An 18,637-nucleotide genomic window follows, 5' to 3' on the forward strand; every position below is an offset into this window, starting at 1 on the left:
CTGACCCCGATCCGCACGGTTCGCCGCGCTACGGCGAGCGACCGCGAGGCCGCGCGGGCGTTCGTGCTGGACCAAGCCGATGCGGAGCCCTTCCACCTTCCCGAATGGTCGGAGGCGGTGGAGCGCGGCTGCGGCCAGAAGGCGCACCTTCTCGTCGCGGAGGACGGACGCGGCGCGATCAGCGGGCTGCTGCCGCTGACCGAAATGCGCTCGCCGCTGTTCGGATCGGCGATGGTCTCGACCGGTTTCGGCGTGGGGGGCGGCATTCTCGGCGAGGGCGAGGATGGTCTTGGCGAGGCAGCCTGGGCGCTTGCCGGTGAACGCGGCTGCGCGAGTGTCGAGCTGCGCGGCGGACGCCTGCCCGAGACGTGGGAACAGCGGGCAGGGACCTATGCCGGTTTCGTGCGCGACCTTCCTACCGGCGAGGATGCGATCCTCAAAGCGATCCCGCGCAAGCAGCGCGCCGAGGTGCGCCGTTCATTGACTCTCGGCCTTGATATCGCAGTCGGTCGCGACACCGACGCGCATTATCGCGTCTACAGCGAGAGCGTCCGCAATCTCGGCACGCCGGTTTTCCCGCGCCGCCTGTTCGAAGCGATGCTTGGAGCGTTCGGGGACAATGCCGACATCCTCACGATCCGCAAGGGCGGTGTGCCCGTCGCGTCGGTGCTCAGCCTCTATTTCAAGGGCTGCGTCTTTCCCTATTGGGGTGGCGGTACCGCAGCGGCGCGGGCGCTTCGGGCCAACGACCTGCTGTACTTCGCTTTGATGCGTCATGCCGCAGAGCGCGGCTGCACGCGCTTCGACTTCGGTCGCTCGAAGCTCGGCACCGGCGCGTTCGCATTCAAGAAGAATTGGGGCTTCGATCCTGAACCGCTTGTTTACGCGATAAAAGGCGACGCACGCGAAACCAACCCGCTAAGTCCTAAATACCGCTTCCAGGTCGCCGCCTGGAAGAAGCTGCCATTGTGGCTGGCCAACCGGATCGGACCGCCGATCGCACGGGGGCTTGGATGAGCGAGATCCTTTTCCTCGCTCACCGTATCCCGTTCCCGCCCGATCGAGGCGACAAGATCCGATCGTGGAACATCCTGAAGGCGCTGGCCGAGCTCGGCACGGTCCACCTGGCGAGCTTTGCCGACGATGCCGCCGACGCCGCGCATCTGCCGGCACTTCGCGCAGCGCTCGGCGGACGGTTGGGAGAGGCGCACGTCGAGACCCGGACGACAGGGAAAGCGAAGGCCGGACTGCGTGCACTGATCACCGGCAAGCCCGTGTCGCTGACCCTGTTCGACAGCGGGAGGATGCGGCGCTTCGTCGAGCATATCCTTGCCGACCGGCCGATTGGCACGGTCTTCGCCTTTTCCGGTCAGATGGCACAGTTCGTGCCCCCCGGCGCGCGGCTGGTCATGGACTTCGTCGACCTGGATTCGGCCAAGTTCGAATCCTATGCGGAGGAGGGCGGGCCGCTGGCCTGGATCCATCGACGCGAGGCGAGAAGATTGTTCGCGTTCGAGCGGGAGACGGCGGCCCGCGCGGCAATCAGCCTGTTCGTGAGCGATGCGGAGGCGGCGCTGTTCGAGGGCCGCGCCGAATTGCCTGATGCCGACGTGCGTTCGCTCCACAACGGCGTCGACCTCGATTTCTACGATCCGCAAGCCGTCTTCCCACGCATGCGGCGCGGAGAGGGCCCCTTGCTCGTCTTCACCGGACAGATGGACTACGCGCCTAACGTGGATGCCGTCCGCTGGTTCGCCGAGACGGTGCTGCCGGCGGTGCCGAAGGCGCGTTTCGCCATCGTTGGCCGAAATCCAATCGAGGCGGTGAATCGGCTTGGCACCGACGATCGCGTTCTGGTCACCGGTGCGGTGCCCGATACTCGGACGTGGATCGACGCTGCCGACCTCGTTGTGGCGCCGCTGCGGATCGCCAGGGGCGTCCAGAACAAGGTGCTGGAAGCGATGGCGATGGCCCGTCCCGTGATTGCCTCTCCGGCCGCCTTCGAGGGTATCGAGGCGATGCCCGGCCGCGACCTGCTGGTGGCCGACGGCGCGGAGGCGCAGGCGAAGGCAATCCGCCAGTTGCTGTCGGATTCCGTTCGTGCGGCGACGATCGGCGCCGCAGCGCGGCGCCGCATGCAGGAGGCCTATCACTGGGACCTCCGGCTGGCACCGCTTGCCGTCATCGTCGGAACCTCGATGCGAGCGGAGGCGGCATGACGGCGGTCCTGCCGATCGCCGCGGCACCGCCGGCCGACACTGGGGCCGTTCGCGCGTGGCGCCGTCACCTGGTAGCGTTGGCATCGGTCTCTGCAGCGATGCTGCTGCTGTTCCACCGCGATCTGATCGACATGGCCGGTATCTGGTGGCGCAGCCCCACCTTCAATCATTGCTTCCTGGTGCTGCCGATTGCCGTGTGGCTGGTGTGGCAGCGACTGCCGGAGCTTGTGCGTCTCACGCCCGCGGCGTGGATGCCAGGCCTGCTCCTCCTCGCCGCCGGTGCGATGCTCTGGCTGCTGGGAGAGGCTGGCAGCGTCGCCCTCGCACGCCACCTCTCGCTCGTGCTGATCTTCCAGGGCGCCGTGATCGCGACGCTCGGAAAATCGGTCGCACGCGGCATCGCCTTCCCGCTCTTCTACCTGCTGTTCGCAGTCCCGGTCGGCGAGGAACTGGTGCCGCCGATGCAGACGGTGACGGCCGAGATCACGATGGCGCTGCTGCATCTCGGCGATATCCCGGCCCATATCGAAGGCATCTTCATCACCACGCCGATCGGGCTGTTCGAGGTGGCGGAGGCGTGTTCCGGCGTGCGGTTCCTGATCGCCATGGCCGCCTATGGCGCCCTCGTCGCCAATGTCTGCTTCCGCAGCTGGCCGCGGCGTCTGGTCTTTCTCGCCGCCGCGATCCTGATCCCCGTGCTTGCTAACGGTCTCCGCGCCTGGGGCACGATCTACGCCGCGGAGCGCACCGGAAGCCTCGAATATGCAGTCGGCTTCGATCACATTCTCTATGGCTGGGTCTTCTTCGCAGTGGTCATGGTGCTGATCATGGCGGCAGGCTGGCGCTTCTTCGACCGCAAGATCGGCGATCCGTGGTTCGATCCGACTCGCTTCCCGATCATCGTCGCGCCGCCACGGCGGCTGACCGAGGCCGCGGCCGCCGCGATCGCCATCGCCGCGGCACCGCCGCTCTGGTCGGCGATGCTCGCGTCGGTCGGCAGCGCCCAGGTGCCGGCGGAGATCGCAATGCCGGAGGTCGAAGGCTGGGCCAAGATCCCGGCAGACCGGGGCCGCCCCTGGCGCCCGCACTTCGGCGGTGCGGATCGGTTCCGGATCCAGCGCTACCGAGGCGCGGCGGGGCAGGAGGTCGATCTCGCCATCGCCATCTTCGCGCGGCAGACGGAAGGGCGCGAACTCGTCGGCTATGGCCAGGGCGCTGTCGGCCCCGAAGATGCCTGGGCGTGGACCGCCGACGCATCGCCGCCGGTGAATGGCAAGGCAGAGCGCATCGCCTCCCATGGCGAGAGCCGCGAGGTCCTCTCCTTCTACCGCGTCGGCACGATTGTTACCGGCAGCGCGGGAGCGGTGAAGCTGGAGACGATGAAGGTGCGCCTGCTCGGCGGACCGCGGCGCGCGGTCGCCATTCTCGTATCGGCACCGGAGCCGGCCAAGAGCATCAGCCCCCGTCCGGCGTTGGACGCATTCCTTTCATCGCTCGGGCCGATCGCACCGCTTGCGGACGCCGCCTCCATTGCGCCAGAGCCACGCTGATGTGTGGCATAGCCGGTCTCTTCCATCCGCTTGTCCCCAAGCCCGTCGATCCCGCGCGGATCCGGGCGATGGCGGACACGCTCGCCCACCGCGGGCCCGACGGCAGCGGGGTCTGGACCGGGCCTGGCGTCGGCTTCGGCCACCGCCGCCTGTCGATCATCGATCTGGAAGGCGGCGTGCAGCCGATGGTCTCGGCCGATGCGCGCCTCGCCGTCACCTACAATGGCGAGATCTACAATTTCCGCGAGGTCCGTGCCGAGCTCGAAGCCAAGGGTCACGTCTTCCGCACCGACAGCGACACCGAGGTGATCCTCGCCGCCTGGCTGCAATGGGGCGAGGAATGCCTGTCGCGTTTCAACGGCATGTTCGCGTTCGCGCTCTACGACGCTGACCGCGACTGTCTGTTTCTTGCCCGCGACCGGCTAGGTGTGAAGCCGCTCTTCTACGCGACCATTGCCGATGGCGGATTGATATTCGCTTCCGAGCTCAAGGGCTTGCTCGCTCATCCTCTGCTCAGGCGTGAAGTTTCTCCGCAAGCGGTAGAGGATTATCTGACCCTCGGCTACGTGCCTGATGATGCATGCCTCGTCGAAGGTGTTCGCAAGCTGCCGGCCGGCCACTTTCTGATGATCCGCCGCGGCCGCAAGGTGCCGGAGCCGTCGCGTTGGTGGGACATCGATTTCTCGAGCCCGTCGCGCAGCTCGGCCGCGTCGCTCGAGGAGGAGATGGTGGAGCGTCTGCGCGAGGCGGTGCGTTCGCGCATGGTGGCCGACGTTCCGCTCGGCGCCTTCCTCTCTGGCGGCGTCGATTCCTCCGCTGTCGTCGCGTTCATGGCCGAGGCGAGCCGTGCCGCGGTGGAGACCTGCTCTATCGGCTTTTCCGAGGCGGATCATGATGAAACCGCGTTCGCCAAGATCGTCTCCGACCGCTTCGCCACCAGCCACCGCACCCGCCGCGTTGCGGCCGACGATTTCGCGCTGATCGACACGCTCGCCGATGCGTTCGACGAGCCTTTCGCCGATGCCTCGGCGCTCGCCACCTACCGCGTCTCGGAGCTTGCCCGCGAACGGGTGAAGGTCGCCTTGTCCGGCGATGGCGCCGACGAGGCCTTTGCCGGCTACCGCCGCTATAAATTGTTCTCGGCCGAAGAGAGAATGCGCGGGCTGCTGCCGCAAGGCGCGCGCGCATTTGTCGGGCGGCTCGGCGATGCCTATCCCAAGCTCGACTGGGCTCCGCAGATGTTCCGCGCCAAGACCACGCTGCAAGCCTTGGGACAGTCGACCGAGGAGGCCTACGCCTTGGCGGTAAGTGTGACACGACCTCTCGCCAGATCAAGGCTTTACTCGTCCAACCTCAGACATGCTCTGCAGGGCCATCGCGGCGAACAGCGCTATATCGAGGCCATGCGGACGGCCCCCGCGCGTGATGCGCTCGGCCGGGCGCAATATGCCGATCTGAAGATTTGGCTGCCCGGGGACATCCTTACCAAGGTCGATCGCACCTCGATGGCAGTCAGCCTGGAGGCACGCGAGCCGTTGCTCGATCACCGCTTGGTCGAATTCGCCGCGCGGCTGCCGACCCGCATGCGTCTTCGCGGCGGCACGGGGAAATATCTGATGAAGCGAGCGCTCGGACGCTATCTCCCCGACGACATTCTTTACCGGAAGAAGATGGGCTTCGTGACCCCGATCAGCGCGTGGTTCCGCGGTCCTCTGGCTGGTGCCGCCGAAGCGATCGCCCGAAGCCCGGCCTTGTCCGAGCTCGGCTGGTTCGACGAGGCCGCGATCGCCAGGGCTGCCGCCGATCACCGTGCCGCACGCGCCGATCACGGGCGCCTGCTCTGGCAATTGCTGATGCTGGACAAATCGCTCGGCCGGATCTTCGGCCTCGGCGAAGCCGTGCCTCAGTACAGGGCCTCGACGAAGTAGAGACCGTCAGGCGGCGCGTTGAAGCCGAGCGAAGCCCGATCCCGGGCCTCGAGCGCATCCTGGAGATCGTCCGGCGTCCACTTGCCCCGACCCACCAATTGCAGGCAGCCGACCATCGACCGCACCTGGTGGTGGAGAAAGGAGCGCGCCGCCGCGTGGATCTCGATAATCTCGCCGCGGCGGACCACGTCCAGCCGGTCGAGCGTCTTCACCGGGCTCTCAGCCTGGCATTGGACCGAGCGAAACGTGGTGAAATCGTGAAGGCCGACCAGGCGCTGGGCCGCGTCGTCCATCGCCTCTGCGTCGAGCGGCACCGCCACCTGCCACGCCCGCCCGGTGTCCAGCGTCAGCGGCGCTCGTCGGTTGACGATCCGGTACACGTAGCGCCGGCCGATGCAGCTGAAGCGCGCATGCCAGTCGTCCGGAACGATCTCGGCCGACAGGATCGCGACGGGCAGCCGCCGAAGCTTGGCGTTCAACCCCTCGGCCAAGCGAAAGGGCGCAATCGGCTTGGCGATCTCCACATGCGCGGACATCGCAAGCGCATGGACTCCGGCATCGGTGCGCCCGGCGGCGTGGAGGACGGCGGCTTCGCCCGTGATCGCCTCAACAGCGTCCTCGATCGCCTGTTGGACCGAGGGGCCGTGCTTCTGCCGCTGCCAGCCCATGAACGGGCCGCCATCGAACTCAACGGTCAGGCGGAAACGGGTCATCCAAGCTGCGTGCCGGTCGGGATGGTGAAGCCACGGAGCAGTTCGGCGGTGGTCATCGGACCGCGGCCTGCGCGCTGCACTACGGATGGCACGATCGACCCTTCCGCGCAGGCGATCGCCAGGCCGTGGTCGAGGATCGTCCCGGGCGCCCCGCTCAGCGGGCTGACCTCGGCCGCATGCACCTTGATCCGCTCGCCCTCGACTTCGAAGAATGCGCCCGGCACCGGCGTGAACGCACGGATCTGCCGCTCCACATCGACTGCGGCGCGGCTGAAATCGAGCTTTGCCTCGTGCTTCTCGATCTTGGACGCGTAGGTGACGCCGTCATCCGGCTGGGTGACCGGAGAAATCTCATCCAGCCGTCCGAGGACGTCGACCATCGCGTCGGCACCCATCCTGGCGAGCTCCTCGGTGAGCTCGCCCGCCGTCTTGCGGCCGATCGGCGTCTTGCGGATGTCGAGCATCGGCCCGGTGTCGAGCCCGCGCTCCATTTGCATGATCGTCACGCCGGTCGTCTCATCGCCGGCGAGAATCGCGCGCTGGACCGGGGCGGCGCCGCGCCAACGCGGCAACAGCGAGCCGTGAACGTTGAGGCAGCCGTACCGCGGCGCCTCGAGGATCGGCAACGGCAGGAGCAGGCCGTAGGCCGCGACCACCGCGACATCGAGATCGAGGGTCGCGAACGCGGCCTGCGCGTCGGCATCGCGCAGGGTCAGCGGGGTTCGTACCGGTATCGCGGCCGCGTCGGCACGCTGCTGGACCGGGGAGGGGCGCAGCGCCTTGCCCCGTCCGGCGGGACGCGGCGGCTGCGAATAAACGGCGACGACGTCGTGCCCGGCCGCAAGCAGGGCGTCGAGCGTCGGCACGGCGAAATCCGGAGTTCCCATGAAGGCTATGCGCATGGCGGCGCCTTAACCGGGTGCGGGGCGCACGTCATCCTTCGCGGCGATTTGAAACCACGCACCCACGCCGCTACCTAGACGTCATGGCCTCTCCTGAAATCGACGCGCTGACCCAGGCGCTTGCGCGCCTCCCCGGGCTCGGGCCGCGCTCGGCGCGTCGCGCCGTCCTCCATCTGCTCAAGAAGCGCGAAGTCGCGCTCGCGCCCCTGCTGCGTGCCCTTGAGCAGGTCAATGAGCGCCTGTCGATCTGCTCCAATTGCGGCAATGTCGATACGGTCGATCCCTGTTCCGTCTGCTCCGATCTGCGGCGGGACGATCGTCTGCTCTGCGTCGTCGAGGAGGTTTCGGATCTCTGGGCCCTCGATCGTGCCCGCCTGTTCCCCGGCCGCTTCCATGTGCTCGGCGGGCGGCTGTCGGCGCTGGAAGGCGTCCGGCCGGAGGATCTCAGCATCGACCGACTGGTCGCACGCATCGCCGCGGGCGGGATCGACGAGGTCGTGCTGGCGATGAACGCCACTTTGGAAGGGCAGACGACCGCCCATTACCTGGCCGAGCGGCTGGAGACCTATCCGATCCGGATCACCCAGCTCGCCCATGGGCTGCCGGTCGGCGGGGAGCTCGACTATCTCGATGAAGGCACGCTCGCGCAGGCGCTGAGGGCTCGACGTCCGGTCGCATAAGGTCCCGCCGCAACTTGATTTTCTCCGTCTTCCGCCCTATTTTCTTGCCATGGCCATCCTCCCGATCATCGAGACACCGGACCCGCTTCTCCGGCAGAAATCCACGCCCGTCGAACAGGTTACGGAGGAGATCCGTACATTGATCGACGATATGTTCGAGACGATGTACGCGGCGCCCGGCATCGGGCTCGCAGCGATTCAGGTCGGCGTGCCGAAGCGCCTGCTGGTCATCGACCTGCAGGAAGAGGAAGACGCCGACGGTAAGCCGATCCGCAAGCCCCGGGTCTTCATCAACCCAGAGATCGTCGAGGAATCGGACCAATTCGTTCCCTATAACGAGGGCTGCCTCTCCGTTCCGGAAATGTATGCCGAAGTCGATCGTCCCGACCGCATCCGCGCGCGCTGGCTCGACCGCGATGGCGTCGCCCATGAGGAAGAGCTGACCGGCCTTATTGCTGTCTGCCTCCAGCACGAGATGGACCATCTCGAAGGCGTGTTGTTCATCGATCACTTGTCCCGCCTGAAGCGCGAGATGATCCTCAAGAAGCTGGCAAAGTACCGGAAAGAGCGCGCGAAGCTCGCGGCGTAAGCTCGCGGCGACGTTTCGCTTCAGCGCGTCACCCCTGCCGAAAGCCGGGATTTCCTCGAGGATGTGGTCAGACGCGTACAAAGGGCAGTGTCCTTCCGACCTGAGATCCCAGTTTCACTGAGCTGACGGGTAGGAGCTGATGGTGCGCCTCCCTTTTCTCCACAGCTAAATCAATCACTTCGCCGCGTGCCGCTTGAGCGTCGCGCTGGGGTCGCGTAAGTTCGCCCTTCGTTCCACCGGGGATCAGGGCATGGACAGCCTCGCACTCATCATCATTGCGGTTGCGGCGCTTGGCGGCGTTCTTGCCGGCTGGCTGCTCGGCATTCGCCAGAGCGCAGGTTTCCGCAAGGAGCGCGACGACCATCAGGAAGCCCATCGGCGGGCCGCCGCCGAGCTTGCGGTGGCCGAGGAGCGCGCAAGGCACGCCGCGGCGCTGCAGGATCAGCTGCGCCTGGTCACCACCGAGCGCGACACCGCGGCACAGGATGTCGCGGCCCTCCGCCCGGTCGCCGCGCGGGTTGAGCCGTTGCAGGAGCAGATCCAACTGCTCGCCGCAGAACGCGACACCGCGGTACAGGACGTCGCGGCCCTCCGCCCGGTGGCCGCGCGGGTCGAACCTTTGCAGGAGCAGATTCGCGTTCTCGCCGCCGAACGCGATGCCGCGGCGCAAGAGGCTGCAACCCTTCGCCCGGCCGCGGCGCGGGTGGCGCCGATGGAGGAGGAGCTTCGTGCTTTGCGGGCCGAGCGCCAGCAGCTTGCCGAAGCCAAGGCCGGGTTCGAGCGCGGCGAGGACGAGCGCCGGCGCAGCTACGAGGAGCAACTCGCGAACCTGAGGGAGATTGAGGCCAAGCTGCAGAAGACGTTCGGAGAGCTTGCCGGCAAGGCGCTGGAAGGGGCCCATGACAGCTTCCTGAAGCGCGCCGAGGAACGGTTCGGCCATGCCGGCAAGCAGAATGAGGAGAAGCTGAAGGCTCTCCTCCAGCCGGTCGAAGCCACTCTCAAGCGCTATGAAGAAGGCCTCTCGAACGTCGAGAAGGAGCGGGTCGGATCGTATCGCGAGCTCCGCGAGGCGGTCGAACTCGTCCGCTCCGGCCAGACCCAGGTGCGCGAGGAGACCGCGCGGCTGGTCAACGCGCTGCGCTCGAGCCCCAAGGCGCGGGGGCGCTGGGGCGAGCAGAGCCTCAGGAACGTGCTCGAGCAGGCGGGGCTCTCGGCTTTTGCCGATTTCCGCACCGAAGTATCGATCGATACCGACGAGGGCCGCCTGCGGCCCGACGTGATCGTGCGCTTGCCCGGCGGCCGCAAGCTGATCATCGACGCCAAATGCTCGTTGAACGCCTTTCTCGACGCCAGCGAGGCGGTCGACGACGTGATCCGCTCAGCGCATCTCAAGGCACATGCCCAGTCGATCCGGAACCACGCCCAGCAACTCGGGGGCAAGAATTACTGGGACCAGTTCGGGGATGCCGCCGATTACGTGGTGATGTACATCCCCGGGGAGCATTTCCTCACCGCCGCACTGGAGCAGGACGGCGGCCTGTGGGATTGGGCGTTCGAGCGCCGGGTTCTGCTCGCGACGCCGACCAACCTCGTTGCCCTGGCACGCACCGTCGCCAGCGTTTGGCGGCAGGAGCGTCTCGCCGAGGAAGCCGCGGAGATCGCCCGCCTTGGAAAGGAGCTCCATGCCCGCCTGGCGACGATGGGCGCCCATGTCGCTCGTCTAGGGCGCAACCTCGATCTCGCCACCGGCGCCTATAACGCCTTCGTCGGAAGCCTCGAAAGCCAGGTCATGACCCAGGCCAAGCGCTTCGAGGCTTTGGAAGTGTCGAGCGGCGCCAAGGAGATCGAGGCCCTCCCGGTGATCGACGCTACGCCGCGCGCGCTGACCAAGCTCGACACCGGCGAATTGCCGGAGGCCGCCGAGTAGGCGTTGCTCGTCTCCTGTCACCCATAAGTCGGAGGGTGAGAGACATGACCGACGGAGAGATGATGGCGCGGATGCTCGGCGGGCTCGAGACGTCCGGTCAGCCGCATGGAATCGAACTTACGGCCGTCCGGTTTCCGGAGCTCGCGTCTGCTCAGGCTTTCACCGACCAGTGCGAGCAGCATGGATTGTCCGTCGTGGTACGTCGAAGACCGCTGATGAGCGACTCGCAATGGGAGGAGTTGCTGCGGGAGGTCGGAATGCCTGGGGATGAGGACGTTCCCAGCCGCGAAGAGTTCAGGGACTGGCACGTCGATGCAGCCGCAAACCTGATCCTGACCGAAGAGACCGTCGCCAATATCTGGGACGTGCTTGCCGGACGGCGAAGGAGCTCGGCGGACATCTTTGTTCAATGAGCTTCCCCGCGAGGGCGAGGGACCTGCGCGTTCGATGCGGCTGAGCAGGGACAGGCCGGGCTCAATCGGGCTGATCCCCGATCGGGGCTTCTGGCTTTCGGCATCGAGCTTCAAGGACAGCTCGGACACTTTACGGCCAGGCCGTACCCGATCCGGAACTCAGACGTCCCATTCTTTCCGCCGCGCGCCGCCGCAGCCTCTGCGGGTTTCGCCATTGGCAGTGATCAGGACCTGGTGTTCGAAGCCGTGGCCGCTCAGATCGTCGTTGCAGCGGCTATAGGCGACGTCGACCGTCAGCCGGTCGGCGGCATAGCGCCGGCCATTGGCGCTCGGCCGAGGGTCTGGGCGATCGATCCGGATCGACTTGCCGCCGGAGCGGCTAGTGTAGTCGATGGTGCGATCGTGGATGACGAGACGCCATCCGGGCTCGTTACCCCGCGCCTCATAATGTTCGGGGCCAGGATCGTCGGGAATCGACGCGGTCATCGCCGGGTAGGCGCAGAGCCCGCAGACGGCGAGCATCGCCCAGGCAGGCCAGCGCGGCATGGTTACTCGGTTACTCATCCGCGCAACAAAGCACGTCCGGAATCGATGTTCCAGTGGGTTCTAAGGTGAAACTGTCCGGACGAATGATGAATGCGCCGGATCCGGATCACGCCGCTGAACCGTTGAGCCGGTCATTCGCGCCGCCACTGGTTGATCACCTCGTAGGCCATGACCGCGGTCGCCACCGCGGCGTTGAGGCTGTCCGCCTTGCCGAGCATCGGCATCTTCACCAGCAAGTCGCACTCGGCCTCATAAGCTTCGGGCAGCCCTTGAGCCTCGTTGCCGACCAGGATGAAAGCAGGCTTGCGGTAGCGGGGCTCCTGGTAATCGTGGGTGGCCTTGAGGCTGGTGCCGATCAGTTCGCCGTCGCCGCCGCGCAGCCAGGCGACGAAGTCCTCCCACGATGCGGCGGCGATTCGTTGGGTGAAGAGGGCGCCCATCGTCGCGCGCACCGCTTCGACCGAGAATGGATCGACGCAATCGTCCACCAGGATGAGGCCGCCCGCGCCGACCGCGTCACCGGTGCGCAGGATGGTGCCAAGATTGCCGGGATCGCGCAGCGACTGGGCAACGATCCACAAAGGCGCCGCGGCGCGGTCGATGCGGTCGAGGGACAGATCGAGCGCCCGATAGACTCCGAGCACCGTCTGCGGATTGTCTTTGCCGGAGAGCTTGTGGAGAATGTCGGAGGTGGTCTCGATGACGTCGCCGCCTCCGGCCTCGATGTCCGCAATCAGCGCCTCGAGCAAGGGATGCTGGGCATGTTCCCAGTAGAACAGGATTTCCGGCACGAAGCCGGCCTCGCGCGCTTCGGTCAGGATCCGCAGGCCTTCGGCAATAAACAGCCCTTCGCGGCGCCGGTTCTTTTTTTCGCGAAGACCGCGAACCTGCTTCACCAGCGGATTGGAGAAAGCGGTGATCTGCCTCGGCACTCGTTTATGCTCCGATTGGCGGCAATGCATGGCTCAGTCGAGCACCTGGCGGCTCGCGACGGCTATGCCGCCGAAGACGGGCTCAATCCTCGCCGAAGCGTTCCTCGACGAGCCCGGCGAGCGCGGCGACAGCCTGCTCGGCCTCCTCGCCCTCGGCGCTGATCGTGATCGAATCGCCCATCGCGGCGCCGAGCATCATGAGGCCCATGATCGACGTGCCGCACACTTTGGTACCGTCTTTCTCCACCTCGACTTGGGCGGTGAGCCCGGCAGCGATGGTGACGAACTTGGCGCTCGCCCGTGCATGGAGGCCGCGCCTGTTGCGTAGCTCGACTGTGCGGCTCGGCACGATCAAACCGTCTCCCCGAGAATTTCGGAGGCAACCGAAATATATTTGCGACCGGCATCCCGCGCCGCGACCACCGCGCCCTTGACGTCCATGGTCTTGCGCGCGCCCTCGAGGCGGATCAGCATCGGCAAATTGACGCCGGCGATCACTTCGACTCGATCGGACTTCATCAGTGAGATGGCGAGGTTTGACGGGGTTCCGCCGAACAGATCAGTGAGGATGATGACACCGGTTCCATCATCCGCGCGCGTGATGGCCGCTGCAATGTCATTGCGGCGCCCTTCCATGTCGTCGTCGGGACCGATGCAGATCGCTTCGATTCGTTCCTGCGGGCCCACCACATGTTCCATCGCGGTGACGAATTCGGCCGCGAGTCGGCCGTGTGTCACCAGAACCAAACCAATCATTCAACCATCCTATTCCTGCGGCCCGCCCCCGCGGGGCCGCCCTCCACGCCGTCGCGTGGCCGCGAGGCGAGATCCCGATGCTCGACCGTGGGCGAAAATCCATTCTCGCGCAACAGTCCGGCCACCCGTTCGGCCACGTGTACGGAGCGGTGTCTTCCCCCGGTACACCCGAAGGCGATCGTCACGTAGGAGCGGCCCTCGGCGCGGTAGCGGGGCATCAGGGTGAGGAGCAAGTCCTCGATCCTCGACAGCACCGGCTCGTAGGATTCATCCTCCGCGATATGGTGCCCGACGGCGGCATCGAGGCCGGTCAGATCGCGCAAATCGTCCTGCCAGTAGGGGTTTTTGAGGAAGCGCATGTCGAACACGCTATCGGCATTACGCGGCAGTCCGCGCGAGAAGCCGAACGACATGATCGTCACCGTGGTCGACAGGGCGCCGGCTGCGAAACGCTGGCGTATCTGCTGCTGGAGTGCGTTGGGCGGCGTTTCGGTGGTGTCGATGACGTGATCGGCCCAGCGCCGCAGCGGCGCCATCAACTCGCGCTCGGCGGCGATACCGTCGGTCGCGGGACGGTCCGGCGCCAGCGGATGACGACGACGGGTCTCGGAATAGCGGCGCAGCAGCTCGGCACCCGAGCAATCAAAGAACAGGGTCTCGACCGGAAAATCGTGATCGTTGGTCAGCGCCTTGATCTGCTCGACGATCCGACGGGCGTCGAAATCGCGGGTGCGGCTGTCGATGCCGAGCGCGAGCGGACGGTGGCGGCGGGCACTGCCCTGTCCCGGCGGGGTTTCGAGAAGGTGTTCGAGCAGCGACAGCGGGAAATTGTCGACGACCTCCCAACCAATATCCTCAAGCGTCTTGAGCGCGGTGGATTTGCCGGCTCCAGACAAGCCGGTGACGAGAAGGATGCGCTGGGGATCGGCGACGTCGGTCACGATAGCGGAAGTCCGAAGCGGAGGAGGGCACTCTCTACCTTGATCGGCGCCGACGCCTCAAGCGCGGCGAGGCCGATCACAGGAATTTCGATGCCGGCGAAAGAGCGGCTCGCGGCATCCGGCATGCGTTCCGGGCCAAGATCCAGATCGACGAGCAAGGCGACCGGGACATGGGCAAGCGGCTCCAGGTCTACGATTCCGATCCCGCGGACTTCGAGCTTGCCGGCGATTCGTTCCGGCGCGGCGGCGAGCAGCCGACCATCTCGCGCACATAATTCGGTGTAGTCGTCGCTGACGAGCCTGGCGCCGCGATCGATCAGGCGGAGCGCGAGATCCGATTTTCCGCTCCCGGACCGCCCTGCGACCAGCACCGCGCGGCCCTCGATCGCCACGCAGGAGGCGTGCAGCATGTTCGCGGTCATGACGCCGCCGCTGCCGGGAATCTGATCACGAAGCGCGCGCCGGATCTGCCGCCCTGACGATCCTCCGCGTGGATGCGGCCGCCGTGACCCTCGACCGTTGCCCGGACGATGGCGAGGCCAAGCCCGGAGTGCCGCCCGAATTCTTCTTCCTCCGGGCGGTCGGAGTGGAACCTGTCGAAAATTTTCTCCCGCTTCGCAGGCGGAACTCCGGGGCCCTCGTCTTCGACCGTGACGAAGATCTGGTCGTCGATCTCGACCGCGCCGACCTGGACGAGGCCGCCGCGGGGCGAAAAGGAGATTGCATTGTCGACGACATTATCAATCGTCCGTGCGAGGCGCTGTTCGTCGCCGGAAATCACCGCCGTCCCGGATCCGGGACGGGCAAAGGCGATGCGCACCTTATGCTCCGCGGCTCTCTTTTCCCAATGCGGCAGCATGCTCTCGATTACCGTTCCGAGATCGACCGGTTCGAACCGCGCCCGCGACAATTCGGCGTCGAGGCGTGAAATCTCGGCGATTTCGACAATCAGGCGGTCGAGTCGTGCGATGTCGTGGTGGACGACATCGAGCAATTGCCTCTGAAGATCGGGATCCTTGACCCGGTCGAGCGTGTCCACCGCCGAGCGCAAGGATGCCAGCGGATTCTTGAGCTCGTGGGTCACGTCGGCGGCGAACGCCTCGGTGGCGTCGATCCGCTGGCGCAGGGACTGGGTCATGTCGTGAAGGGCGCGGGCGAGGAGGCCGATCTCGTCGCGGCGCTCTGGCAGCAGCGGCACGGCCACTTCGCGCGCACGCCCGAGCCGAACACGGTGCGCGGCGCGTGCGAGCCGGCGGAGCGGACGCGCGATTGTCCGCGCCAAGAACAACGAAAGGGTGATCGAGACGATGATGACGGCGGAAAGGACGATGCCGAGGGTGAGGCGCTCGTCACGGACGACGGCCCGGATGTCGCGTGCGTTGCGGGTGAGCAACAGCACCGAATCCTTGCCCACCGGTGCGGCGGCGGAGATGTAGGGTGTTCCTTCCGGAGCACGGCGCAGCATTGTCGTCGTCCGCTGCGCCCGCAGCGATTCCCCGGCCTCCGGCCAGGCGGCGAGTTCGTCCTTCGCAGGCAAGACCAGATCGGGCGACGCCGGCGCCCCGACGATCGCGTCGAACGCATTGTCGAGCAGCCGGGCGATGTCCTTGCGGAACGGCTCCCGTGCGGGGTCGCGCAACTCGTAGGTCGGCCGCGCCCCGTTCCAGCTGTCCATCCACAAACTGCCGTCGTTCCGGTACACCCGCAGCCGAGTCCTCGTGTCGAGCCCGAGACGGCGGATCAGCCAGGGCTGCTCCTGGAGCTCGGCGACCCGCATCGCATCGGCGATGGTTTGCGCCTGGGTCTCGGCGTTGAGGGTCGCGCTCTCGGTCAGACGGCTCCGGAAGCCGTCGAGATAGAAAAGCGAGCCGGCGAGAATGGCCAAGGCGAAGATGTTGACGGCGAGGATACGATGCAAAAGCATCCACCGTCCCGTCCAGCGCGCATACAGTCCGGCCGGCTTATTCCTCGCCAAAGCGATAGCCCACGCCGTAGAGCGTTTCGATCCCCTTGAACTCGGTATCGACCTGGCGGAACTTGCGGCGTAAGCGCTTGATGTGGCTGTCGATCGTGCGGTCGTCCACATAGATATCGTCCTGATAGGCGACATCCATCAGCTGATTGCGGGATTTGACCACGCCGGGACGCTGAGCGAGCGCCTCGAGGATCATGAACTCGGTCACCGTGAGCGTGACGTCCTTGCCGTCCCAGGTGACGCGATGGCGGGCGGGATCCATCGCCAGGCGACCGCGAACGATCTGCGCTGCCTCCGGCGTCTGCGGCTCGGCATCGGAGGGGGTCGCACGCAGCTCGGCGCGTCGCAGGATCGCCCGGATGCGCGCGATCAACAGGCGCTGCGAGAATGGCTTGCTGATATAATCGTCGGCGCCCATCGCAAGCCCGAGTGCTTCGTCTAGCTCCTCGTCCTTCGACGTGAGGAAGATCACCGGCAGCTCGCTGCGCTCCCGCAACCGCCGCAGCAGCTCCATACCGTCCATACGCGGCATCTTGACGTCGAGCACGGCGAGATCGGGTGGATTGTCGACAAGAGCCTTCAGGGCTGTCTCGCCATCCGAATAGACGCGAGTCGCGAACCCTTCGGCCTGCAACGCGATCGACACGGAGGTCAGGATGTTCCGATCATCGTCGACGAGCGCAATCGTCACGGACATTGGAAAGAAATGCCTCTCGCCGCCATGGATGCGGCTTCTATCCCAAGCCTCGTGACGGAGCAACCGAGCCGCCCGAAGGTGACAGCGCTGTCTTTGACGGGCCTCCGGAGCTTCGATATTCGGCCAGCTTCGAAGAAGGGGCGCAAAGCCTCGCTTCATTGAAATCGGGAGAGAATTTGTGGTGAATCGCGTCCCCAGCCATGGACTCGACGATCAGGGTATTTCGACGCCTGCAAGTCTGTACTGGAATCTCAACACAGCCCAGTTGGTCGAGCAGGCGCTCGTCCGGGAAGAGGGCGTGCTGGCCAAGGACGGACCTCTGGTCGTGAAGACGGGCAAGCATACCGGCCGCTCGGCACAGGACAAGTTCATCGTTCGCGATGGCGAGACCGAAGGCACGATCTGGTGGGACAACAACAAGTCGATGTCGTCGGCGCAATTTGATGCCCTGCGCGAAGACTTCCTTGCGGAGCTCGGCAGCAAGGACAGCCTGTTCGTTGCCGATCTCTATGGCGGCTCGCAGCCGGAGCATCGTGTACGGGTGCGCGTGATCAACGAACTCGCGTGGCACAATCTCTTCATCCGTACCCTGCTCGTGCGACCGGACGCGCATGAGCTGGAAGGCTTTGCACCCGAATTCACGATCATCGACCTGCCGAGCTTCCGCGCCGATCCCGCGCGTCACGGCACGCGAAGCGAGACGGTGATTGCCGTCAACCTGTCCGAGCGGATGATCCTGATCGGCGGCACCGCTTATGCCGGCGAAATGAAGAAGTCGGTGTTCGGAATCCTCAATTATATGCTGCCGGCAAAGGGGGTGATGCCGATGCATTGCTCGGCCAATATTGGCCCGAACGGTGATACGGCAGTCTTCTTCGGTCTTTCGGGCACCGGCAAGACGACCTTGTCGGCCGACGCCAGCCGCACCCTCATCGGCGATGACGAGCATGGCTGGTCCGACACCGCCGTGTTCAACTTCGAGGGCGGCTGTTACGCCAAGATGATCCGGTTGTCGGAGGACGCCGAGCCGGAAATCTACGCGACCACCCGACGCTTCGGCACGGTGCTCGAAAATGTCGTGATCGATCCCGAGACCCGTGCCCTCGATCTCGACGACAACAGTCTCGCCGAGAATACCCGCGGCGCCTATCCGATCGAGTTCATCCCGAATGCCTCGGCCGACAATATGGGCCCGGTGCCGAAGAACATTGTCATGCTTACCGCGGACGCGTTCGGGGTGCTGCCGCCGATCGCGCGTCTGACGCCGGATCAGGCGATGTACCATTTCCTGTCCGGCTATACCGCGAAGGTGGCCGGCACGGAGATCGGCGTCACCGAGCCCGAAGCGACCTTTTCGACCTGTTTCGGTGCGCCGTTCATGCCGCGTCACCCGTCCGTGTACGGCAACCTCCTCAAGGAGCGGATCGCCAAGGGCGGGGTGTCGTGCTGGCTGGTCAATACCGGCTGGACCGGCGGGAAATACGGCGTCGGCAAACGCATGCCGATCAAGGCGACGCGCGCGTTGCTCAATGCGGCACTCGACGGCAGCCTGAACGCGGTCGAGTTTCGCAAGGACCCCTATTTCGGTTTCGATGTGCCGGTGTCGGTACCGGGGGTGGACAGCGCGATTCTGGATCCTCGTGGAACCTGGGCGGACGGGCAGGACTATGACGCCACGGCGCGCAAGCTCGTCGGCCTGTTCATCGCGAATTTCGCGAAGTTCGAAACCCATGTCGATCAAGGCGTGAAGGAAGCCGCACCGCACGCCGCCTGACGCCCAGACACAAAGCATCTTGCGGGGAGCGCGTCGGCCACGGCCGGGGCGCTCCCCCTTTTCTTGGGGAAATGGGGGAGAGAGTGATGAGCGAA

At 65.9% G+C, this 18,637-nt stretch carries 19 protein-coding genes; 9 read left to right on the forward strand and 10 right to left on the reverse strand.

The window, feature by feature from the left end; translation table 11 throughout:
- From C7I55_RS15030 to C7I55_RS15045, 4 genes are read left to right on the forward strand one after another with little or no spacing between them, the layout of a single operon-like run.
- Positions 1–1,017 (forward strand): FemAB family XrtA/PEP-CTERM system-associated protein, encoded by a 1,017-nt coding sequence (locus C7I55_RS15030; protein ID WP_106513919.1) that lies wholly within the window; start codon positions 1–3, stop codon positions 1,015–1,017.
- The gene (locus tag C7I55_RS15035; RefSeq protein WP_106513762.1) at positions 1,014–2,219 is read left to right on the forward strand and encodes a TIGR03087 family PEP-CTERM/XrtA system glycosyltransferase; all 1,206 of its coding nucleotides are present in this window, start codon (positions 1,014–1,016) and stop codon (positions 2,217–2,219) included. Before C7I55_RS15030 ends, C7I55_RS15035 begins: the two co-directional genes overlap by 4 nt.
- Complete coding sequence (xrtA, locus tag C7I55_RS15040; RefSeq protein ID WP_106513763.1) at positions 2,216–3,769, forward strand: exosortase A; 1,554 nt, start codon at positions 2,216–2,218, stop codon at positions 3,767–3,769. The genes C7I55_RS15035 and xrtA overlap by 4 nt, the downstream gene beginning before the upstream one ends.
- Positions 3,769–5,697: an XrtA/PEP-CTERM system amidotransferase gene (locus C7I55_RS15045; RefSeq protein WP_106513764.1), complete on the forward strand. Its 1,929-nt coding sequence runs from the start codon at positions 3,769–3,771 to the stop codon at positions 5,695–5,697. The genes xrtA and C7I55_RS15045 overlap by 1 nt, the downstream gene beginning before the upstream one ends.
- Here C7I55_RS15045 and truA read toward each other — a convergent pair.
- Complete coding sequence (gene truA / locus C7I55_RS15050; RefSeq protein WP_106513765.1) at positions 5,673–6,410, reverse strand: tRNA pseudouridine(38-40) synthase TruA; 738 nt, start codon at positions 6,408–6,410, stop codon at positions 5,673–5,675. The genes C7I55_RS15045 and truA overlap by 25 nt on opposite strands.
- On the reverse strand, positions 6,407–7,312 hold the full coding sequence (gene fmt, locus C7I55_RS15055) for a methionyl-tRNA formyltransferase (RefSeq protein ID WP_106513766.1): 906 nt from the start codon (positions 7,310–7,312) through the stop codon (positions 6,407–6,409). Before fmt ends, truA begins: the two co-directional genes overlap by 4 nt.
- Before the next feature lie 83 nt (positions 7,313–7,395).
- Here fmt and recR point away from each other — a divergent pair, with 83 nt between their 5' ends.
- From recR to C7I55_RS15075, 4 genes are all read left to right on the forward strand, one after another.
- Complete coding sequence (gene recR / locus C7I55_RS15060) at positions 7,396–7,992, forward strand: recombination mediator RecR (protein WP_106513767.1); 597 nt, start codon at positions 7,396–7,398, stop codon at positions 7,990–7,992.
- Between the two features lie 49 nt (positions 7,993–8,041).
- Positions 8,042–8,581, forward strand: a complete 540-nt coding sequence (gene def, locus C7I55_RS15065) for a peptide deformylase (RefSeq protein WP_106513768.1) — start codon at positions 8,042–8,044, stop codon at positions 8,579–8,581.
- 250 nt (positions 8,582–8,831) lie between these two features.
- Positions 8,832–10,508 (forward strand): DNA recombination protein RmuC, encoded by a 1,677-nt coding sequence (gene rmuC / locus C7I55_RS15070; RefSeq protein ID WP_233222223.1) that lies wholly within the window; start codon positions 8,832–8,834, stop codon positions 10,506–10,508.
- 44 nt (positions 10,509–10,552) lie between these two features.
- Complete coding sequence (locus C7I55_RS15075) at positions 10,553–10,921, forward strand: hypothetical protein (protein WP_106513769.1); 369 nt, start codon at positions 10,553–10,555, stop codon at positions 10,919–10,921.
- 159 nt (positions 10,922–11,080) lie between these two features.
- On the opposite strand, the gene C7I55_RS15080 is transcribed toward C7I55_RS15075, so the two are convergent.
- The 8 genes from C7I55_RS15080 to C7I55_RS15115 all read right to left on the reverse strand — a co-directional run bounded on the left by C7I55_RS15080 (position 11,081) and on the right by C7I55_RS15115 (position 16,768).
- Entirely contained in the window at positions 11,081–11,467 is a 387-nt protein-coding gene (locus C7I55_RS15080; RefSeq protein WP_106513770.1) for a hypothetical protein, read from the reverse strand.
- Positions 11,468–11,598: 131 nt separating this feature from the next.
- Positions 11,599–12,399: a TrmH family RNA methyltransferase gene (locus C7I55_RS15085; RefSeq protein ID WP_106513771.1), complete on the reverse strand. Its 801-nt coding sequence runs from the start codon at positions 12,397–12,399 to the stop codon at positions 11,599–11,601.
- A gap of 82 nt (positions 12,400–12,481) precedes the next feature.
- Positions 12,482–12,751 (reverse strand): HPr family phosphocarrier protein, encoded by a 270-nt coding sequence (locus tag C7I55_RS15090; RefSeq protein WP_408640610.1) that lies wholly within the window; start codon positions 12,749–12,751, stop codon positions 12,482–12,484.
- Positions 12,751–13,155 (reverse strand): PTS sugar transporter subunit IIA, encoded by a 405-nt coding sequence (locus C7I55_RS15095; protein WP_106513773.1) that lies wholly within the window; start codon positions 13,153–13,155, stop codon positions 12,751–12,753. The genes C7I55_RS15090 and C7I55_RS15095 overlap by 1 nt, the downstream gene beginning before the upstream one ends.
- Complete coding sequence (gene rapZ / locus C7I55_RS15100; RefSeq protein ID WP_106513774.1) at positions 13,152–14,096, reverse strand: RNase adapter RapZ; 945 nt, start codon at positions 14,094–14,096, stop codon at positions 13,152–13,154. Before rapZ ends, C7I55_RS15095 begins: the two co-directional genes overlap by 4 nt.
- Positions 14,093–14,518 (reverse strand): HPr kinase/phosphorylase, encoded by a 426-nt coding sequence (locus C7I55_RS15105; protein WP_106513775.1) that lies wholly within the window; start codon positions 14,516–14,518, stop codon positions 14,093–14,095. The genes rapZ and C7I55_RS15105 overlap by 4 nt, the downstream gene beginning before the upstream one ends.
- On the reverse strand, positions 14,515–16,020 hold the full coding sequence (locus tag C7I55_RS15110; RefSeq protein WP_106513776.1) for a sensor histidine kinase: 1,506 nt from the start codon (positions 16,018–16,020) through the stop codon (positions 14,515–14,517). Before C7I55_RS15110 ends, C7I55_RS15105 begins: the two co-directional genes overlap by 4 nt.
- A 37-nt stretch (positions 16,021–16,057) precedes the next feature.
- Entirely contained in the window at positions 16,058–16,768 is a 711-nt protein-coding gene (locus tag C7I55_RS15115; protein ID WP_106513777.1) for a response regulator transcription factor, read from the reverse strand.
- Between the two features lie 181 nt (positions 16,769–16,949).
- Between C7I55_RS15115 and C7I55_RS15120 the strand changes: the two genes are divergently transcribed.
- Positions 16,950–18,542 (forward strand): phosphoenolpyruvate carboxykinase, encoded by a 1,593-nt coding sequence (locus C7I55_RS15120; RefSeq protein WP_408640611.1) that lies wholly within the window; start codon positions 16,950–16,952, stop codon positions 18,540–18,542.
- Positions 18,543–18,637 lie beyond the last annotated feature (95 nt).

It is taken from the genome of Allosphingosinicella deserti, from assembly GCF_003012735.1.
GTDB classification, from domain to species: Bacteria; Pseudomonadota; Alphaproteobacteria; order Sphingomonadales; family Sphingomonadaceae; genus Allosphingosinicella; species Allosphingosinicella deserti.